The following is a 17,400-nucleotide window of genomic DNA, read 5'->3' as shown; positions in this document are numbered from 1 at the left end:
ATTATTTAGCAAGTTCTAAAGCATCAAGACGCGCTTTTGTTTCTTTCAAATCAGCACTTAATTCCTTGATAGCATTAACAAGCAACGCGTTTACAGCAGCAGAGTTAACACCAAGAATTTCATCTTCGCCGAAAGAACTAACAGCTTCTGGTAATACTTCTTTCAGTTCTTGAGCAATAATACCTGCTTCGCGAGTTACGAACGAATATTCAGTTTCTTTCAAATCTGATTTCTTATCGTAAACGTAACCAGTTAACGTATTAACCTTATCAACTGCGTTTTCGATTTTTTCAAGATTTGATTTCAGACGTTTATCGGAAGTTGAAACCCAAGAAACAGCATGGGCAGCACCATCAACGCTTCTAAATGTAAAGTTTGCACCTCTAACATGAAGCATGGCTTCATAAGCGCCGCCTGCTGGATTATAAATGTCCATTCCAGCAGACCATTCGGTTCCCCACTGAACAGATTTCCAAATGTTAATGCATTTATCAGTTGAACCCGCTTCTACGATCATTCCAGCAGGACGTTCACGCCATGCTCCCCAATCAGCCCAGCCATCAACTTGACCAGCAATTAATGCGTTTGCGCTGCCTGTTCTGATATTATGAACATATACGCCACGAGAATCGTTTGGAGAAGAAACGCGCATAGTGGTTAATGAATTAATTCCCGCGTGGTCGAATGTTGCAACATGAACGCTATTTGCCAGAATTTCTAAGTTTCCATCAGTTCTTTGACGAATACCGGTGTCACCATCACCAAACGCAATTGAGTTTCCGCCTAGCACGTTAAGAGTATTAACACCGAAACTTGTTATCTGTCGGGTTTCAACTTTAGGAGTATCAACAATATTCGGTGATGCGAATCTTCCGTTTATATCAAATTCATAAATGGACTGATTTTTTCCGGCCATCGCAGCATGGTTCGGTTCAGAAACACGTATTACACCTTTTCCGTACTGTGCACCGGCTCGAATTATTCCCATTTCAAAACGAGTATGATATCCATGCTGAGTTGACGTATTTTGCATTGCATATCCGGGATAATAATCGCTTTCGCCTGGAATAGACCCAAAGTCCAGTAAAACCGGAGGCGGCTGTTTCCATTGATCAGCCCAAGCGTGACTGTTTGTTGCTGCCCACTGAACACCACTAATTTCAACTCGGTTATCAAGAACTGCCATCGTGTTAATACCATTGGCATTAAGTTGAAGATGATTCTGTTTCAAAATAACAGCAGATGATTGACCGGTGACCATGTTATTCTGGAAAAGAATGTCTGTATTCGCATCGGTCTTACCTAGCAACCAAGAGTTTTCTTTACCGTCGTTTTGTCCGCTAATATAAGAAGATCCGGCAGTTGCACTTATAAGCTTATACGCAGGACCGCCGCCATGTGCCTCAAATCTATTAGTTTTAAAGTTACCAGTTTCGTTCAGTGATGCAATCCAATTATCTGCACCAGTGCCATGCCACCATGTTAATGCTTGTGCGTATTTAGGATTATCGTGATGTGCCCATGCTAGTTCGTGCCACCATGAAGCTTCACCACATGCTCTAAAGTTTCGCATACGGTTAAAAGCTTGCGTAGATTGAGGCCAGTTGACCATGGAATAAATGTCATGCGTTCCGGGTGACTTACCAGAAGTCACTATTCCCGCAAGAGGATGGGTCTGTCCACTTACTCTCAGACCATCAACTGAATCAATAAACGTAGCACCAGTTCCTCTCAGATAGTTATGATATTTACCGGCATTTGACAATCCGAAATAAGTGTATCCGTCTCCGATTCCGTTTCCATCGGTCGTTGTATCGATTTTAAGCAAAGATGTGCCAGCAGGTGCCAGACCGTTAACGTTTCCTGCACCATCGCTTCTATATCTAATCGTAACTTGACGATTAAAAAAGTTTTGAGATCCTGCAACACTTGATACAACAACATTATTGGAATAAGTGTCTAACCAACCGTCTTCTCTCCATTTAAATCCTGTATCGGAATCTCCCATCATAATACTGTTAGCACCTAAACTATTAGGATTAGGACCCAAGTTAATATAATTTGCTTTGATACCGTCGGCATTCAATTTAGGAACAGTCAAGTCGCCAGTCATTGTGTCACCAGCTTTTGAAACCTTGGTATTAATCATGTCGGTCAAAGTCTGATTATCAACAGTCAAACGATCATTAACAGCTTTAATCTTTGAATCTGCGTCGGCTTTGTTAGCGTCAACTTTCGTGTTAATAGTCGTATTGTTTAAATCAATCTTAGCGTTAAGACGATTGTCCAGCTCGGTGTTCGCTTCGGTCTGTTTCGTGTCGTTAGCGTTAACTTTATTCTCTAAAGCTGTCAGATTCGTTCCTGTTGCGTCGGAGACTTTCTTAATCTCTGAATCAACATAGTCTTTACGCGTTGCGTTATCAGCTTCAATTGGTGCAACTGGTAAACGTAAACGACCATTAACGAAATCATAAGTTGAATAACCTGTTGAAGCGTTTTTACCGTTCGAAACAACAACTTTCAAAGAGCCTTCGGAATCAGTTTGCTTTTCAGATTTCAATTCGACTTTTGCTTTACCGTGTTCATCTTCAAAAACGATAGAACTTTTCTCGGAATTTTTCAGAGAAATATCAGTGTCAGATTTTAATTTATTTGCTTGAACGTCACCGATAAAAGTCTGTCCACCTTCGACGACAGAATCAGCACCATTACCGATATTAACGATTTCAGTTCCACGTTTCGTGAAAATGCTTTTATCGGTCATGTTAATAGCAATTTCACCTTCAAGCATTTTTGAAGCATCAGGTTTACGTCCTGCGACATCAGTCCTATAGTGTTTGACTTTGTTATTAGCCATTTCATTCTCCTGTTGAAAAATAACATCCTTGTTATTTAATTAATCAAATTTTTTAGAATGTTCCGGCGTCTAACGTTTCACCTTGAGCTACTGCGTTAACATCAACAGGAGTTGGTTTATTCGTAGGAGAATAAACTTCTTGACCTTTGACTTTCACCGAATCAGATTGAATTTCTTTAGTATTTAGATTGTCGATTTCAACAAGCGGGGCGTTTATCTTTTTGCGTACAGTCAAATAATCCTGAATCGTCAGTGAACCTTGTAACGTTCCTCCCGTAATAGGAAGCGCTCCAATGTCTTCTGTTGTAGGACGTTCAAGTTCTGTATAGACCTTAACCCAATTCGATTCATTGATTGTCCCGTCGGGATTCATCTGCTTGTTACGAATACGTATGCTAGGATTACCGATACTTGCTCCAATCAGTTCCCATCCTTGACCACTTGGATGCTGAATTGCCATAGCAGACGTGCCAGAGTTATATGGATTATCAGTGTTAACCCCATCAACAGTTATCCATCTGTTACCAGTCAAAAGACCTAAATCTTTTACACCTTCGATTTCTTCTGTTCCTGCACCAACACCATAATCGCCAACGTTTAACGGAGTTGAATACTCAGCGTAACCTGAAAATAATTTACCGTCTGGACTTAAAGTATAGTTGTTAATTACAGCGGAACTCTCAGACCCGTTTGTTTCTTTCTTCGTAACATAAGCATCAAAGATATGATAAAGACCGGATTGTCTTTCTCTTGTATGTTCTGAATCGACAACATAAAGATTTCTAAATCGAAGTTTTTTCTTATTCATTAACGCATTGTCTAACAATTCGGAAACTTCATCATCAGATTCAAATATGCTTAAAACAGTGTTATCAATTGTTTGATCACCTGATAATTTAACTTCAAAATCTTCTCGATAATCTTCGAGTGATTGAACTTGATTTGAAAATCCTATTACCGGAAAAGCAGCAACATTTTCAGTTTCAATATATCCTGGGTCAAAGTAGCTAGGAATCTCCGACGTTGCTTCTTCATTTACAGAAACACGGACGAGATTAGCCACAAAAATATCATTTGTCATAGTGTCCTCACATTAAGTATTCAAGAGTTAACACGACTTGAGCAGAAACTTGACCATTTGAGGACTCGTTATTGTAAGAGGTGAAACTTGAACTTGGATAAATTTTATTAATTTTGAATTCACGAAGTTTCGGATGAATAGCAGTAATAGAAATTAAATCGTATACAGCTTTATGAACTCCCGTTTCATTGATTTCCGAGAAAATGTCGATGGTCATATTCAATGTGCAACCGAGTTTTGATTGCATTTGGATTCTTGTGTATTCTTCCGTCATTTCTGGAATCATTACTTGAATCTCTTTTTTAACGCCTGTCGTGAAAGCATCTTGAACATATTTTAATTTAAGTTCGTTCTGAATGATTTCTTCAAAAGCGCGTTTAATTCCTAAACGCGGTAAATTATTCATATTTGCTAGTCCTTCCGCTGTTATCACCAATTAAAGACAAATAAGCATTAACAAGTCCTGAACCATCGTTAACGATATAAGCAATTCGGTAGATGTTTTCTTTGTAATGAACTTCGAGATCTTGGCGAGCTATTACTTCATCAATTGTTATATAAAACGTTTCTGATACTTGTCCATCAACGTTAGTAATTTCAATTTCGACAATAGCCAGAGTTTCTTTATTATCGATTAATAGCGTTTGACCAAATCGTTTTAAGAATTCTTGTTTTTGTTTTTGTGTGTATGGAAAAAGCATGTTGTCTCCTTTTTCTTTATTTAGTTCCAAAACGAAAAAAGGGACTCCGAAGAGTCCCTAATTTATTTTGTTACCTTAAGAGCGCGTGGCTTTCTGACAGGAGCAGCTTGTGCTCCTGTATCAGTTAAGCTCCCGTCTTTTTTTCGTGCAGGAACAGACGATCGTCAGCACAAACTTTCCAATCGATATCAGCCCAAACGCGAGGAACGATAGCGCCTTTGTTACGATAAGTTGTGTCGTCTAGGTCAAGAGCAAGACCTTCCCATTCAGCTACAGTTACAGCGGAGAAGTCACCAGAGATAACCTGACCATCTTTAACCAGACCAGAACCGATAACATCATGTCCGCCGATTTTGTTCATGTCGTCGATGATATAACCAGAAACACCAGCATCACGCAGAGTGGTTTTCAAATCACCTTCAAGAGCAGCAGCCATCAGATATTTAAATGCAGCCATATCAACGCCATTGCCTTTAGCTTTTGCAGCTTCAACGATGAACTCTTTGTAGGTCATTCCCATTGCCTGTGCAGTCAACTGAGCAACGATTGAATCAGGTGCTTTAGCATCAGTCAGAGAACCAAACATCAGACCTTCCAGTTTAGCGCGTGAGTGCTTAACAATGTGGTCAGAAATGAAAGCGCCCAGATTTGGCAGAGTCAACAGAGCTTGACGAGAAATTGGGTTACCACCAGTAAATGTTTTTGGTTCAAACTTAATGTTGGTGAATGCGCTTTCGCCTTCTGGAGATTCACCGTTTTCATCAACGAAACCGAATGCTTCAACAGAAGATTTAGTTTGTTTTGGTACAGAAATCGGAGTTTTCAAACCAGTCAGGAAGTTAACACCCAATTTATCAGCAACAGTACCTTTCAATAGCATTTCAACGAATGAATCATAACGCTGAACAGTTTCCTGAATTGGAGAAACAGTAGGAACAGTGTTAATTGCGCGTGAGTTCTGAGCAATAGCATTTACAGGCATATAGATACCGGTTGAAACGCTAAGACCACGTTGTAGACGCTTACGAGTCATTTCTTGTGTATATTCAGCAGCAGCGCCACGAACAGCTTTACCATTCATCATAGAGCGAACAGCATCGCCAAGGTCGAATTTATCTTCCAGATTTACTTTAGTATCTTTAGTCATGTTACGAATTACCGCCGGAGCTTTGTTAGGTTTAATAGAACGTTTAAATTGACGTGCGGTCATGCCTTTAGCGATTGCGCTTGCAACGTCTTTTTGTGCTACTTTTTAGCGCTGTGCGATTTCAAGAATTTCTTCCGTTTCTTCTTCGCGTTCTTCTTCTGTTAATTCATCACCAGCAGGAACAACAGCAGGAGAATTGTCAGTTTCGACAACAGCAGAATCACCAGAATTTTCAGTTTCGACTTTTACTTCTTCCAGAATTTCTTCACGTTTCGCGCGATCTTCTTCGGACAGCATTTCGATTTCGTCAATGGTCATTTCTACCAGTTCGTCTTTCGTCATTTCATCAATGCGTTTCATTCGAGTACCTTTGTTAGTTAAATTTAATTCGCGTAATTTCTTAACGCTTTTGTTATTTGTATTTAGTAATCTTCCCAACCCCACGGAATCGTCAGCAGGAACAGTTACAAAACTTATTTCATATGGAGACCAAAGCGTAACTAATAAGTCTTGACCCTTGAGTTCATATTCATTCAAGTCATATCCGAAAGAAATCTTGCTGATTGTTCCTTCTTTGACTTTTTCATAAACTTCTTGGGCTAAAGAGCCATGTTTACTGAATTGGACATTTGCGCGACCGATACGGTCTGAATCAATTCGAACAGAACCAGGAATTACTTTTCCGAGATGTTTATCGAAATCGTGATTAAACAGCAAAGCAGCACCGTTATTAATTCTTGTAAGGTCTGCATTATGAGGACCGTCATGAACAAGAATTTCATTAACCGTAACTGGATGTCCGTATTCATCTTCAATCTGACGCTCAACAGGAGTTTCAGAGCTGAATGCGATTTCAAAAACGCCATCGGTTTCAGTAACGTCTTGGACTGTATATTCTCGTTTTAACTTGAGCATTTTAGTCCTCTTGAATGAGCGTCTTTCGACGCTCTTTTGTTTTACTGATTTATTTAGATGTCCTTCCCAGAGTTATCCGAATTAATTTCTGCAACTTCTACCTGTGCATAAGCAGCTAATTCAGCAGGTGCAGCAGCAACCGCAATCGACTGAGAATGTTTAGGAATATAACGAGATTTTTCCTGTTCAATCTGAGCAAATACGATTTCTGGGTCTTCACCGCGAGAAATAATAACGTCGGAAGCAGATTTAAATCCGTTATCAACATCAATTTGGTCTTTCTGAGCATCTTTAATAGGGTCGATAGATTCCCATTTTGGATATGTCCAAACAATCTGATTAAGAACAGAAGGAATAGAAGTCATTTTCAGACTAATTTTTTCATTCATGATTGACCATGCTAACCATTTTTCAAAAATAACCTCAAAAACTTGTTCTTTAAGATTTCGTTGAACAGATTTAAACATTACTCTCTGAGCTTGATCACCGAAACGAGCCGCAGAATAGTTAATATTACTGGTGTCACCTTTCCATCCTTGCTTATAAAAGCCGTAACCCATTGCAAGATGGTCTTCCAAGCGATCCGTAAAACTCAAGAAATCATCACCGCCTTGAGTAGAACTGAATTGTTTAATATCATGACCAGCAGGAAGTTTATGAATCGTACCAGCTTCGAATTCTTGAATAATTTCAGGCTGTTCTATATTTTCGGATTCATCTTCATCAATGCCTAAATCGAGAGATTCCTGACCGTCTTTGTCTTGAACAATAAAGCCCATAGAGCTTGCCGCAGCGCGCTTTTGGACAAGAGTCGCAAAAGCAAACTGATTATATTGGTTCATTGTGTCGATATTCGCGATAGCTTCTGGAATTCCTCTGCGTTGATCGGGAAACAGTTCTCTGTAATAGTGAATAATTTCATCAGCAGAAACACCGTAAGAATTACCACCTTCCGTCTGAGTGGTTTTATTAATCTCTTGGAACCAGTAACGAATAGGAGAATCATCGTTATCATATTCAATTCCATCAAGAATATAACCATCATCGGTTTGTTGTCTGTCGCCGAATTTACAACGAGCAGCCTCGATAATTTCTAATTTAAATTCATCACCTTCATGAACACGAATAAAAACTTCACCATCGATAAAACGAGCGCGTTCAACGATTTCTTGGAAACGACGCCAGTTAATACGTTTATTTTTGCTGAAACGTCTTGCCGAATTCGACCAATAATTGAAATTATCGCTAATTAAACTATTCAGTTCTTTATTAGGCTTTCCTTCTGAATCAAGCAAACGAGGTTGAGGGTTTATTCCTTCACCGATAACGTTATCAACTTGATATTGCACAGCACGTTTACCCAAAGGAGTATTAATGCTAATCGTTCTGGACATAGCCCTGATATTATCAGCACTTGCTCGGATTTCGTTATTAATTGTTGCAGTTCGAATCAGGTTTTGCTCAAAGTCACCATCTAAACGATCAGTTCTTGGACCAAGTTGACGCTTTAATTCATTACCAAAAGCCGTATCATTATCGATAATAAGTTTTGGTTTATGACGCTTTTTAATTTTACTTACTTCGGGTTTACGTCTTAATAAAAAATCTAAAAATTTCATGACGGATTATTGAACCTCGCTTTAATCGTAATAATAGGAGATTTTCCTTTCGCCATTTCTTCTGATTTGATTAAGCTATCTAAGTTTGCAGCTAATCTTTTACGAGCACTCATAAGAGCATCGAGAGATTCATATACGAAGGATTTTCCGTTAATACTCATTTGTTGAATTGCTTCTTCGTTACTTGTCAATCTGTATTGAATAACTTTATCCAAATCGTTGATCATTTCTCGAAGCTGTTGTTTTTTTGTTTTTGAAACAAACGGTGATTTAACTTTAATTAATTCATTTGAAGTCAAAGCGCCCTGATTGAAGATAACAATAGAAAAATTCCCTTCGATAAAATCTGAGGTATCAACCCCGAAATTTTCGGGGCAATTATCTTTTTTAAACAAAATGGTCTCATTTGAACCAATTTGAACGTTAGCGCCTTGTGGATTTGTTAATTGAAGTTTTTCACCGATGAAAATTTCTTTCATTTTTGTATCCTCATCAGTAATATTCTTTATTTAGTTAAGCCAACCACGTTTCTTTTTAGAAGGTCGAACAATAGGACGAGTAGGAGGACGTTTTGTTCTTTCGGTCGTGTCTTCTACTGCTTGAACTTCAATATCATCGGAGATGTCATCCTCTGAATCGGAAACGATGATTTTTGCAGTCATCTTTCTCCACTCATGCCATTTGATTTTTTCTAAGACTTGCAAACGAGCACAATAGCCATAGTTGAAGCAGTCCAATCCTTCGTTACGAACACCGCCTTGTTTAATAACCCATCTGACAGTATTACCAGAACGTTTCAATTCTTCGGACATAAGCTGTTCGCAATAATCATCTGGAACGTCATCGGATATTTCAACGCGAACCGGAGTCGTGTTAGGACTTTTGACAGTTCTGTTTAATAGTTCACGAACTAAGTTTTTCCCTTGGTTAACACCAATCATGTAAAGTTCATAACCGCCAGTTCTTGTAATTTTAGTAGGAACGTATGGAGCATCGACGCTTGAAGAACCTTTAATAGCTTTCAAGTTTGTCCACTGAGAGCAGAAACGATATATTGTTTTTGTTGCTCGACCGTTAGAACTATCGACGTTAACCCATGCAACAGGCACTTTTCTTCCTGACGGAGTTTTAAAAGGTGCTCTAACATATGCTAAGAGTTCTTTATAAGCAGGAGACTCGACCACTTCGGCATTCATCGTCATGAAAGAACGATGGTCCAAGATATAAACAGTTTTCTCGTTATGACCCATTAGAGTGATTTCCAAACGGTCTTGCTGTTGGTCAACTCCAGCGGTAATAAACATCGTGTCTTCTGGAATATTTCTTATACCGATTTCAGTTTTCAAAGCTTCGAGTTTTGAAGATTCTAATTCTTCGTTTAAGTCATCGAATGGTAATCCCAAAACGGTGTTATAAAACGTTGATAAACTGAATGTCTGAAATGCTTGTTTAAAGTCTTCAACAACCGATTTAATAGAACTCATTGGAGAATATAAACGACTAACGTGGAATCCTGCGACGTTGCTTTCTGGATTAGTTTGAATCCATTCACCGTGTTTAATTGCCCTTGCTCGTTCTCCTTCAGTAAAATGATGTTCACATTCGGGACATTGAATATAAGCAGAATCAGGATCTGGTACAGATTTTCCATCTTGTTTAATCCATTCAAACTTAACATTTTCCCAAATTAATTCATGAGAATGTCCACACGAAGGACACGGAACATGGTATATGCGTTTATCAGACGTTTCATATTGAGTGTTAATAGCACCGTAACGACCTGTCGGAGTTGAACAAATGAAAACGCGAGCCTCATCACCGAACGTTGTAGCGCGTTGCTCGGCAATCATTATTGGATTTCCTTCTTCTGTATCTGTTTCTACTGCATCAACTTCATCAAGTAATAGAAGTGGCAGAGTTTTACCGCGCAAGTGAGAAGGGGAGTTTAACGACATGAAATACCAGAAACCGCCATTTCGTAGTTGAATCTGACTGGTGTTATTTACTGCGTTTCTGTCATTTTTATCGGTAACAATCTTCTGCATTTCCTCCGAAGCGTCAATCATCGGACGGATCTTTCCTGATAACCACTGCGTAGTTTCTTTACCAGTTGACTGTAAAACACCTGCGTTGCCTGGATCTGTTGCTGATTTATAAAACAGAACTCCGTTTAATATCGTAGTCTTGCCAATTTGGGCACTGGTCATCATTACGATTTTTTTCTTTCGTTCTTTTACTACATCAATCATTTCTTTCTGAAACTCATAAAGTTTCATTGGCTGTCCTGAATACGGACCATCTGGAAATATTAAATTGTGCTCGACCCATTCCGACGGCGTGTAGTCAGGCGGTGGCATAATAAATGTTTTGGCATTTCTTAGAATGCGCATTAGTTTTTTATTCATTTTAATCCCATTCGTTTCTCTATAGAGCAAAGACGGGTTTCAATGCTTCTCAGTCGGTTTCTGTTGTGAATGAAAAATCCAACGAATACTACCGACACAATGGATGCAATAACCATGCTGTCTCCCGTTGTGTTAATAGTTTTATTTATGAAGAAATCCAACAAAAATATTTTCCAACTGTTGCGTCCTACCTTGCCCTTGTTAAAGTTCATTCCAACAAAACGCAACTGAGAAACACAAAATGATTATTGAAAACATCATCGCAGCAGAAATTAACGCGGGTACTGATTTATCTGAGCGCAAACTTGCAGAAAAGCATGGTGTAAGTCGTTCGGTTGTTCGTCGCGTTAAAACAAATATCGAAAAATACACTGTTGTTGAAGTCGCGGAAGCTAAAGCTGAAACAGTTGAAGTTAAAAACGTTGAAGTCGTAGACGTTAAAGAAGCAACGAAAATTGTTTCTAAAATCGCAGGTTTCGGAATTGATAATATCGATAAACTTTTGAAATCTAAAAGTTCTCACAAACTGCCTAGCGCAATCAGCGTTATTTGTTATCAGCAAGCGGAAGGAGATTTCGAGAAGTTTTCTAAAAGAATGTTGGGTAAGTCAAAAGCTTATATTCGTGATCAATTTCTTCGGGTAATTAATTCATTAAAGGAATCAAAATGAACTCTGTAAAAATCATCGCTCTTGCAATCGCGCTTTCTTCCATTTCTGCCAATGCTAACGAAATGATGTCTTCTTATGACCAGAAGCAAGATTCAAAAATCGATTTCGCAACCAATCAGGCAAAAGTTGCAAATGACACAGCGCGTAATGCACATAATTCTGCATGGGAAGCGAAGACCCAAGCAAACAGCGCTATGAACATGATAGAAGGCACCCAACGGACGCTGAGCTGGATGAACGAGGACATATATTATAACTCCCAGCAGATTACGAGTATTCAAAATGGCATGACCAGAATGAATAAGCAGTTTTCCGCGCTATCAAGTCGAATCAACGATGTCGAGAAAAAATCCTCAAAGGGTATTGCAGGTGTCGCGGCTATGACAAACATTCCAGCGCTAACTGGTAATAAAACATTTTCTTTCGGAATGGGGGTCGGTAACTTTAATTCCGAAACGGCAATCTCAGCGGGATTTCAATCTCGTGTGCATGAAAATGTTGTGACGAAAGTTAGCTTTGCAACTGACGGGGATGAAAACGTGTTAGGTGCTGGCGCATCATTCGAATGGTAATCTTCAATGTTGTAATGATTGTTCTTTACGTTGCGTTGATAATCTGGAATATCAAGATTCATCGACAACTTAAAAAGATTTTAAATCGATTTTAACAAAGGGGAGCTTGCCTCCCCGCTTATGAGAAAACACAATGAAACTTAAAGCTATTGTGTTTGCTTTTCTGGTAACTGCTCCTACTGCGTTTGCTGTAACTCTTGAATGTGATGCTTTCGTTATCAAAACGATAAACGTAAGAGGGGAGAAATCTGACGAAGGTCAAGCGTATGTTTTCACAAACTGTGAAATAAAATAAAATGAAAATACACTTGGATATTCCTAAAGGATGGAAGCACGATTTTATAATAAGTCGATGCGGTAAATTCATAACTCTGAAACTCATGATTCCTAATATCTCAGAGAAAGCGGGACACAAAGCAAAACGAATTACAATTAATGCAATGTTTGACTGTTTTCAGTTTCATGATAGGAATATTCAACAAAGACTTATTCACTTTTTGGATGAAATGAATAAACAGTATTATTCAAGAATTGAAATATATCCTAAATAAGAAAAGGGAGCATTAAGCTCCCTTTGTTGTATTGATTTTGTGTTCGAAATATGGAATCATATGATTTTTAATGCTAAGGAAAAAGAATGATTGTTAAAGTTATATATAAAAATGGTGAAGTTAAAATGGAAGATTTGTCGGTTAACGATGCGGCGATCAGATTAAAAACTGAATGCGATGTTCAGGCAATCGAGTTTCCTGATAACGCTTTAAATGGACTACTTGAGAAGAAATTAGCCGAGTTGCTTAACTGCGGTTTTGAATAAAAACAGGGAGCAATTGCTCCCTTTTTAGATCTCTCCCGTCATAATATCAGCAAAGAATTTTCTTGCTTGCGCGTTTGTTCCTAGAAATGCGATGAATTCATCATCCAGAACCACTTGAATAGCTCGCTTGATGAAATCGTCTTGAACTCGCTTAGAAAGAATAATGTCAACAGGTCTTGGGTCAACAGCCGTTAAATCTGGTTCTTCTGTAAGAGGTCGAATAATTTTTTCAGACTGACGAACAATAATAGGCATTATGTCTCGAAGTGATTCGAGTTCGTCATTTGAGAATTCAGTTTTTCCATCAAGTAAGAGTTTTTTGATTTCAATTTCGGTCATTATTAGTCCTTGAAAGATTTTCTACAAACATCGATATCGAGTTTTGCAGTTTGTGGATTATATTCTTGATTAGCGCAAATAATATCACGCTTTACGATAGCGTCGATTGTGACCTCGGTTTTTAACATCGAACCTATAGCCATTAAAAGAAATACGCCGACTATTGTCAGCGCTATTAAAACAGGTTTAAAAACTTGCTTTGCTTGCTCGTTTGTCATTTACGCATCTCCGATAAAAATCTGATTCTTAAATTCTGTCTACTGATAACGTTTGTCTTGTTTATGCAGGCAGCGAACAAGATTTCATTTTCAGGTTTCAGATTAGCGATTACGGTTTCATAATCGCGAATAATTTTATTCATATCTTTAACGTTTGAGTTATCAACTAACTTAGATTGAGCCATTATGCTGCCTCTCTTAAACGTCTTGCTTGCTGTGCAAGTTTCATGTTTGCGATTTGTTCAACAGATTTACGACCAGTTTTAACTCCCTTCTTCGCATCGCTGATAGCTTTACAAGTAGAAGCTGAACGCTTCTTACCTGTTTTTGCGATAGAGATATTTTTACGAGCTTCATCAGAGACAACACGACCTTTCATTGTCGCGGAGATCTTTTCGTTACGAGCTTTGATAGCTTCTGGTGTCATAGAGCAGAAAACGTTACCACCTGCATTTCCTGAAGATATATTCAAAAGTGATAGACCTTGTTTACGAGCATCTAAAATAGCTTCGTGTTCGCATTCAAGAGCTTCCTCGTTAGTATCAAAGATATCGATCACGACTTTATAAACCGTGTCTGTATCTTTCATTTCAGCAAGTTTTTCCTGAACAAGACGACCAGAACCAATGTAAGACATATCAGGATTCACGTTAAAAGCTTGCTTACCGAAATAAACGAATTTCTGACCACTGATAACAAAAGTTGTTTTGTAAACTGCATAACCAGTGATTTCTGCGTGAATCTGTGAGCGTGTTTTGTAAGTTACGTTATTGATAGTACGTTTGAACATTTTAATTTCCTTAAGTTTAAGATTGACATTTTTTTGTTTTTCTGAATTACACTTGTATTTAGTAACTAGGTAAGTCTTAGTAAATAACTTGACAATCAATAAAAACTGTGAAATCAAAACGAGGAGATAATATTAAATTAATGAACGTTAATAAATTCAGGAGATAAACGGAGGTCGATTGATGAACAAAGAGATGCAAAGAGATGAACAGCAGAAGAAAACGAAGGAGATAGAAGGAGGGATAGAACCTGATACGATAGAGAACTGATCAATGATCACTGATAAACCATGATGTTAGATAAATGTTAAAAAATGATCGAGATAACCCTAATAGTCTATTAGAACTAAGTCGATCACCGTATAACTGATTATATAACGATGAAAGCGCCTCCGGCGCGTCGAGACGAGCGTAGCGAGGTGAGACTATTGATCGAATCTGATTTAATTAACGATCATTATGTTTATCTGAAAAACAATGATCAGTATAATGCATTTAGATAACTTACTGATTATGATCATTATTATTAAAAACAAGATAACGAGCGTAGCGAGTGCGCGAAGCGCTAATAACTGACTTCTAGAAATAATTACTGATTAATGTCGATTAAACTTCTATGATCATTAATTCTATCGGTCGCGCTTCGCGCTATTGTTATCAATTGGGGCTACGCCCTGCGCTTCGCGCGTTCTTATCGCTTCGCTTTGTTTTCTGGTCTTTCCAGTTCTTCTAGATGTTTTAAGTTCGATTGTTATCAATTGCTGGTTATTGTTCTTATAGGGTGTTTTTACCTTTATGGTTCAGTAGTTTGCCGACTTTTGCGATGCATTTGCGATGCACTTCAAAACGCATCGCAAATTTGAAATGCGCTATCGATATTAATTTGAAATTATTTTTCGAGTTTGTTTACTCTTTCGGTAGGACGCATAAATACTAGTATAAGATAAAGAACGTTCAGACAGAGCAAGAGATTTTTCCTCGTTTGTTTACTCTTGTTGATGGACGCGATAAATTATCTATGTAAGTTCAATTGATTCCAAATAAAATTCCTTAAGTTTTAAGCGCTCGCAAGAGCGCTCTTTTTTCTACTCAACAATAGGTCATAAAAGATTATGAAATCCAGAACAAATAAAGTTTTAAATAAATTTGAAGTTGAAAGCATGATTGATAACGGTTCAACGCTAACTTTCATCGCTGAGAAACTCGGTATAAATTATCAAACATTTGTATCACGCTGCAAAGCTCAAAACATTCGCACTAAACGCATTAAAACTAACGCATAAGGAAATAAAATGAACTTTAAATTCGCTATCTTCGAAAACTTAAACGGAACCACAATCGCTTCACTGAACAAGAAAGTTGTTCAAGTAAATGACATCAGCAATAACCGTAACAAGCTGAAAGCGTTTGTTGATTCTTCTATCGAAACTAAGATTCGTAATCTTAAATCTAAATTTCTAGGACTGCTTGAGAACGCTTTGACAGTTCAGCAGATGTATAACGTTAAAATCGGTGTTGCAACGCTTGAGAAAGCTCCTGCTATCGTTGCTTATGATGATAACAAAGCTGTAATTGTTGGTCAGTTTATGAAAGGTAAACGTCCAGTATATAAAGCAATGTCCGCTGAAATGCGTTTGAACAAAGCCAAAGACGGTGACGAATTCGTTTCTATGAAAACTGGTGCGTTTATTGAGATTAAAGAAAAGGTTGAATTCAAGACTGAACAGAAAGTTAACGATATCGTTGATGAAATGGCAGAACTGAGAAAGGAAATTGAATCTCTAAAAAAGAAAAACGCTGAACTCAGTAAAGAGAACAGCGCTTTAAGGAAAGAAGTTAAGGGTGAAGAATTATCTTTTGACGAAGAATTATTTATTGCAATGCTTCATGTTTCTGAACCGACCAAAGTTGAAGAAACTGAAACTGTTGAAACTGTAACTGAAAAAGAAATCGTATCAACTGTATTTAGTTTAAACGAACCTGCTGATACCGTCAACGAACCTATGATCGTTTGTAACGATCAATCAAACACGAATAAAACTTTTACATCGATTACTGAAAACACGCTTTCAGCCAGGGAGCGTCGTTTAGAAAAAATTAAACAAGAACGACTAAATAAAGTTTTAACTGATGGAGAAACCCATGCCGATTTATAATTATTCCTGTTCTTGTGGAAATGATTTCGAAAAAATGCGAAGTATTTCACAACGCCAAGAAGCAGAATGCCCGAAATGCAACTCTATTGCAAAACAATCTTTATCAGCACCCGCTGGAATTCAAAACGGTTATTATGAGCAAGGAAGAATGTTCATTAATCGCCCAAAACAAACCTTTAAAGGAGCCACAAGATGATTATTACTATAGCTGTTATCGTAACCGCGTTATATTTTTTCAGACGTTTCTATAAAAATCGAAACAAAGAAATTATCGATTTCTTGAAACAAGACGTAAACCACATCAGAATCAAAGCCGATGAAATCAAAGAATTAACGTTCGCCACTTCTCCTGAATATGCGAAAAGCTTTGATGAAAATTTCAGTCGTGTTAATAGTCGTTATCACTTTGTTGTTAATGGCGACAATTCCGTTTTAGTAATTAAAACAGAGAAAAAGAAAAACCGAGTTATCGTAACTCTGAAACGCGAAAAAGTTTTTCCGAAAATTAAATAAGGGAGCATAGCTCCCTAGTTCAAATCGATTTCAATTTCGGATTCAGATTCTTTATCAGATTCTTTTTCTGAACCACTTTCTGTTTCTTCTATTTCTTCATCAAACAATTCACCAACTTCTAAAAGAGTTTCATCGATAATTCTTTTAAGACAATCTTTCAACGTCTGAATGTCAGTTGCAGATTCCAGAATTTCTAAAGAATTTTTATTAGGGATAAGCCTTATCGTAATTTTCATTCGACCGACAAATTCATTTAATTCTCGTTGAACGTATTCTACCGGAATTAATTCACCAGATTTTTCTTGCGCGGTATAAGTTGCTAAGTCGGCTTTTGCCACCTGCTCACGAAGTTTTTCTTTTTCCATTTCATCGCGAACGGACATATTTCGCATAGGGTTAATTTTGTTCTGAACAATCCAAATTGTTCCTTCATCTTCTGGAATTCCAGCAGGATTATCAGAATACGGAAGTCCTTCTGCGCGCCATGCTTTTAGAGCATTCAAGGTATAACCGTAACGACGCGCCATTTCGGACATACTGATATAAGTTTTACGTGCCATTTTTATCTCCAAACGTAGAGGGCATAAGGGTTTATTTGATTA

General features: G+C 37.9%; 21 protein-coding genes. 8 read left to right on the top strand and 13 right to left on the bottom strand.

What is annotated here, in order from left to right:
• Position 1: 1 nt before the first annotated feature.
• The 9 genes from AC534G_RS16750 to AC534G_RS16710 form a co-directional block, all read right to left on the bottom strand.
• Entirely contained in the window at positions 2–2,857 is a 2,856-nt protein-coding gene (locus AC534G_RS16750; RefSeq protein ID WP_202859671.1) for a tail fiber domain-containing protein, read from the bottom strand.
• A 52-nt stretch (positions 2,858–2,909) separates the two neighbouring features.
• On the bottom strand, positions 2,910–3,938 hold the full coding sequence (locus tag AC534G_RS16745) for a hypothetical protein (protein WP_152065732.1): 1,029 nt from the start codon (positions 3,936–3,938) through the stop codon (positions 2,910–2,912).
• A gap of 7 nt (positions 3,939–3,945) precedes the next feature.
• A complete protein-coding gene (locus AC534G_RS16740; protein ID WP_033878234.1) occupies positions 3,946–4,344 on the bottom strand; it encodes a hypothetical protein in 399 nt (132 codons plus the stop codon).
• Positions 4,337–4,639, bottom strand: coding sequence for a hypothetical protein (locus AC534G_RS16735; RefSeq protein ID WP_033878235.1), 303 nt, complete (start codon positions 4,637–4,639; stop codon positions 4,337–4,339). Before AC534G_RS16735 ends, AC534G_RS16740 begins: the two co-directional genes overlap by 8 nt.
• A gap of 124 nt (positions 4,640–4,763) precedes the next feature.
• A complete protein-coding gene (locus tag AC534G_RS16730; protein ID WP_496594432.1) occupies positions 4,764–5,849 on the bottom strand; it encodes a phage major capsid family protein in 1,086 nt (361 codons plus the stop codon).
• A 42-nt stretch (positions 5,850–5,891) separates the two neighbouring features.
• Positions 5,892–6,701 (bottom strand): HK97 family phage prohead protease, encoded by an 810-nt coding sequence (locus AC534G_RS16725; protein ID WP_496594431.1) that lies wholly within the window; start codon positions 6,699–6,701, stop codon positions 5,892–5,894.
• Positions 6,702–6,754: 53 nt separating this feature from the next.
• A complete protein-coding gene (locus tag AC534G_RS16720) occupies positions 6,755–8,320 on the bottom strand; it encodes a phage portal protein (RefSeq protein ID WP_033878238.1) in 1,566 nt (521 codons plus the stop codon).
• A complete protein-coding gene (locus AC534G_RS16715; RefSeq protein ID WP_033878239.1) occupies positions 8,317–8,799 on the bottom strand; it encodes a hypothetical protein in 483 nt (160 codons plus the stop codon). The genes AC534G_RS16720 and AC534G_RS16715 overlap by 4 nt, the downstream gene beginning before the upstream one ends.
• A 30-nt stretch (positions 8,800–8,829) precedes the next feature.
• The gene (locus AC534G_RS16710; RefSeq protein ID WP_103753481.1) at positions 8,830–10,725 is read right to left on the bottom strand and encodes a terminase gpA endonuclease subunit; all 1,896 of its coding nucleotides are present in this window, start codon (positions 10,723–10,725) and stop codon (positions 8,830–8,832) included.
• Between the two features lie 241 nt (positions 10,726–10,966).
• Between AC534G_RS16710 and AC534G_RS16705 the strand changes: the two genes are divergently transcribed.
• From AC534G_RS16705 to AC534G_RS16690, 4 genes are all read left to right on the top strand, one after another.
• Positions 10,967–11,395 (top strand): GntR family transcriptional regulator, encoded by a 429-nt coding sequence (locus AC534G_RS16705; RefSeq protein WP_033877628.1) that lies wholly within the window; start codon positions 10,967–10,969, stop codon positions 11,393–11,395.
• Positions 11,392–11,967, top strand: a complete 576-nt coding sequence (locus AC534G_RS16700; RefSeq protein WP_051429409.1) for a YadA-like family protein — start codon at positions 11,392–11,394, stop codon at positions 11,965–11,967. Before AC534G_RS16705 ends, AC534G_RS16700 begins: the two co-directional genes overlap by 4 nt.
• 133 nt (positions 11,968–12,100) lie before the next feature.
• Positions 12,101–12,262 (top strand): hypothetical protein, encoded by a 162-nt coding sequence (locus AC534G_RS16695; RefSeq protein ID WP_158662736.1) that lies wholly within the window; start codon positions 12,101–12,103, stop codon positions 12,260–12,262.
• 342 nt (positions 12,263–12,604) lie between these two features.
• Positions 12,605–12,784 carry a hypothetical protein gene (locus tag AC534G_RS16690; RefSeq protein WP_033877630.1) on the top strand — a complete coding sequence of 60 codons (180 nt, stop codon included), beginning with the start codon at positions 12,605–12,607 and terminating at the stop codon, positions 12,782–12,784.
• 24 nt (positions 12,785–12,808) lie between these two features.
• On the opposite strand, the gene AC534G_RS16685 is transcribed toward AC534G_RS16690, so the two are convergent.
• From AC534G_RS16685 to AC534G_RS16675, 3 genes are all read right to left on the bottom strand, one after another.
• A complete protein-coding gene (locus AC534G_RS16685; RefSeq protein ID WP_033877631.1) occupies positions 12,809–13,123 on the bottom strand; it encodes a hypothetical protein in 315 nt (104 codons plus the stop codon).
• A gap of 2 nt (positions 13,124–13,125) precedes the next feature.
• Positions 13,126–13,341, bottom strand: coding sequence for a hypothetical protein (locus tag AC534G_RS16680; RefSeq protein WP_033877632.1), 216 nt, complete (start codon positions 13,339–13,341; stop codon positions 13,126–13,128).
• Positions 13,342–13,525: 184 nt separating this feature from the next.
• Entirely contained in the window at positions 13,526–14,131 is a 606-nt protein-coding gene (locus AC534G_RS16675; protein ID WP_033877634.1) for a hypothetical protein, read from the bottom strand.
• A gap of 1,110 nt (positions 14,132–15,241) precedes the next feature.
• On the opposite strand from AC534G_RS16675, the gene AC534G_RS16670 reads away from it, so the two are divergent.
• The 4 genes from AC534G_RS16670 to AC534G_RS16655 are packed head-to-tail and all read left to right on the top strand — an operon-like array spanning position 15,242 to position 16,798.
• On the top strand, positions 15,242–15,412 hold the full coding sequence (locus AC534G_RS16670) for a hypothetical protein (protein WP_234620575.1): 171 nt from the start codon (positions 15,242–15,244) through the stop codon (positions 15,410–15,412).
• A gap of 9 nt (positions 15,413–15,421) precedes the next feature.
• Positions 15,422–16,285: a cell division protein ZapB gene (locus AC534G_RS16665; RefSeq protein WP_033877635.1), complete on the top strand. Its 864-nt coding sequence runs from the start codon at positions 15,422–15,424 to the stop codon at positions 16,283–16,285.
• Positions 16,272–16,481: an FmdB family zinc ribbon protein gene (locus AC534G_RS16660; RefSeq protein WP_033877636.1), complete on the top strand. Its 210-nt coding sequence runs from the start codon at positions 16,272–16,274 to the stop codon at positions 16,479–16,481. Before AC534G_RS16665 ends, AC534G_RS16660 begins: the two co-directional genes overlap by 14 nt.
• A complete protein-coding gene (locus AC534G_RS16655) occupies positions 16,478–16,798 on the top strand; it encodes a hypothetical protein (RefSeq protein WP_033877637.1) in 321 nt (106 codons plus the stop codon). The genes AC534G_RS16660 and AC534G_RS16655 overlap by 4 nt, the downstream gene beginning before the upstream one ends.
• A 14-nt stretch (positions 16,799–16,812) precedes the next feature.
• Here AC534G_RS16655 and AC534G_RS16650 read toward each other — a convergent pair whose 3' ends face one another.
• Entirely contained in the window at positions 16,813–17,358 is a 546-nt protein-coding gene (locus AC534G_RS16650; RefSeq protein WP_343465976.1) for a hypothetical protein, read from the bottom strand.
• Positions 17,359–17,400: the final 42 nt, after the last annotated feature.

It is taken from the genome of Citrobacter sp. CRE-46 (assembly GCF_059615875.1).
This window is presented reverse-complemented; position numbering and strand designations above follow the sequence as displayed.

Excerpts from the sequence above, each read along its gene's own strand:
- AC534G_RS16660 (WP_033877636.1), top strand. The coding sequence starts at position 16,272 with ATGCCGATTTATAATTATTCCTGTTCTTGTGGAAATGATTTCGAAAAA.
- AC534G_RS16730 (WP_496594432.1), bottom strand. The coding sequence starts at position 5,849 with ATGACCGCACGTCAATTTAAACGTTCTATTAAACCTAACAAAGCTCCG.
- AC534G_RS16680 (WP_033877632.1), bottom strand. The coding sequence starts at position 13,341 with ATGACAAACGAGCAAGCAAAGCAAGTTTTTAAACCTGTTTTAATAGCG.
- AC534G_RS16700 (WP_051429409.1), top strand. The coding sequence starts at position 11,392 with ATGAACTCTGTAAAAATCATCGCTCTTGCAATCGCGCTTTCTTCCATT.
- AC534G_RS16715 (WP_033878239.1), bottom strand. The coding sequence starts at position 8,799 with ATGAAAGAAATTTTCATCGGTGAAAAACTTCAATTAACAAATCCACAA.
- AC534G_RS16725 (WP_496594431.1), bottom strand. The coding sequence starts at position 6,701 with ATGCTCAAGTTAAAACGAGAATATACAGTCCAAGACGTTACTGAAACC.
- AC534G_RS16720 (WP_033878238.1), bottom strand. The coding sequence starts at position 8,320 with ATGAAATTTTTAGATTTTTTATTAAGACGTAAACCCGAAGTAAGTAAA.
- AC534G_RS16750 (WP_202859671.1), bottom strand. The coding sequence starts at position 2,857 with ATGGCTAATAACAAAGTCAAACACTATAGGACTGATGTCGCAGGACGT.
- AC534G_RS16740 (WP_033878234.1), bottom strand. The coding sequence starts at position 4,344 with ATGAATAATTTACCGCGTTTAGGAATTAAACGCGCTTTTGAAGAAATC.
- AC534G_RS16710 (WP_103753481.1), bottom strand. The coding sequence starts at position 10,725 with ATGAATAAAAAACTAATGCGCATTCTAAGAAATGCCAAAACATTTATT.
- AC534G_RS16650 (WP_343465976.1), bottom strand. The coding sequence starts at position 17,358 with ATGGCACGTAAAACTTATATCAGTATGTCCGAAATGGCGCGTCGTTAC.
- AC534G_RS16690 (WP_033877630.1), top strand. The coding sequence starts at position 12,605 with ATGATTGTTAAAGTTATATATAAAAATGGTGAAGTTAAAATGGAAGAT.
- AC534G_RS16685 (WP_033877631.1), bottom strand. The coding sequence starts at position 13,123 with ATGACCGAAATTGAAATCAAAAAACTCTTACTTGATGGAAAAACTGAA.
- AC534G_RS16745 (WP_152065732.1), bottom strand. The coding sequence starts at position 3,938 with ATGACAAATGATATTTTTGTGGCTAATCTCGTCCGTGTTTCTGTAAAT.
- AC534G_RS16670 (WP_234620575.1), top strand. The coding sequence starts at position 15,242 with ATGAAATCCAGAACAAATAAAGTTTTAAATAAATTTGAAGTTGAAAGC.
- AC534G_RS16665 (WP_033877635.1), top strand. The coding sequence starts at position 15,422 with ATGAACTTTAAATTCGCTATCTTCGAAAACTTAAACGGAACCACAATC.
- AC534G_RS16695 (WP_158662736.1), top strand. The coding sequence starts at position 12,101 with ATGAAACTTAAAGCTATTGTGTTTGCTTTTCTGGTAACTGCTCCTACT.
- AC534G_RS16655 (WP_033877637.1), top strand. The coding sequence starts at position 16,478 with ATGATTATTACTATAGCTGTTATCGTAACCGCGTTATATTTTTTCAGA.
- AC534G_RS16675 (WP_033877634.1), bottom strand. The coding sequence starts at position 14,131 with ATGTTCAAACGTACTATCAATAACGTAACTTACAAAACACGCTCACAG.
- AC534G_RS16735 (WP_033878235.1), bottom strand. The coding sequence starts at position 4,639 with ATGCTTTTTCCATACACACAAAAACAAAAACAAGAATTCTTAAAACGA.
- AC534G_RS16705 (WP_033877628.1), top strand. The coding sequence starts at position 10,967 with ATGATTATTGAAAACATCATCGCAGCAGAAATTAACGCGGGTACTGAT.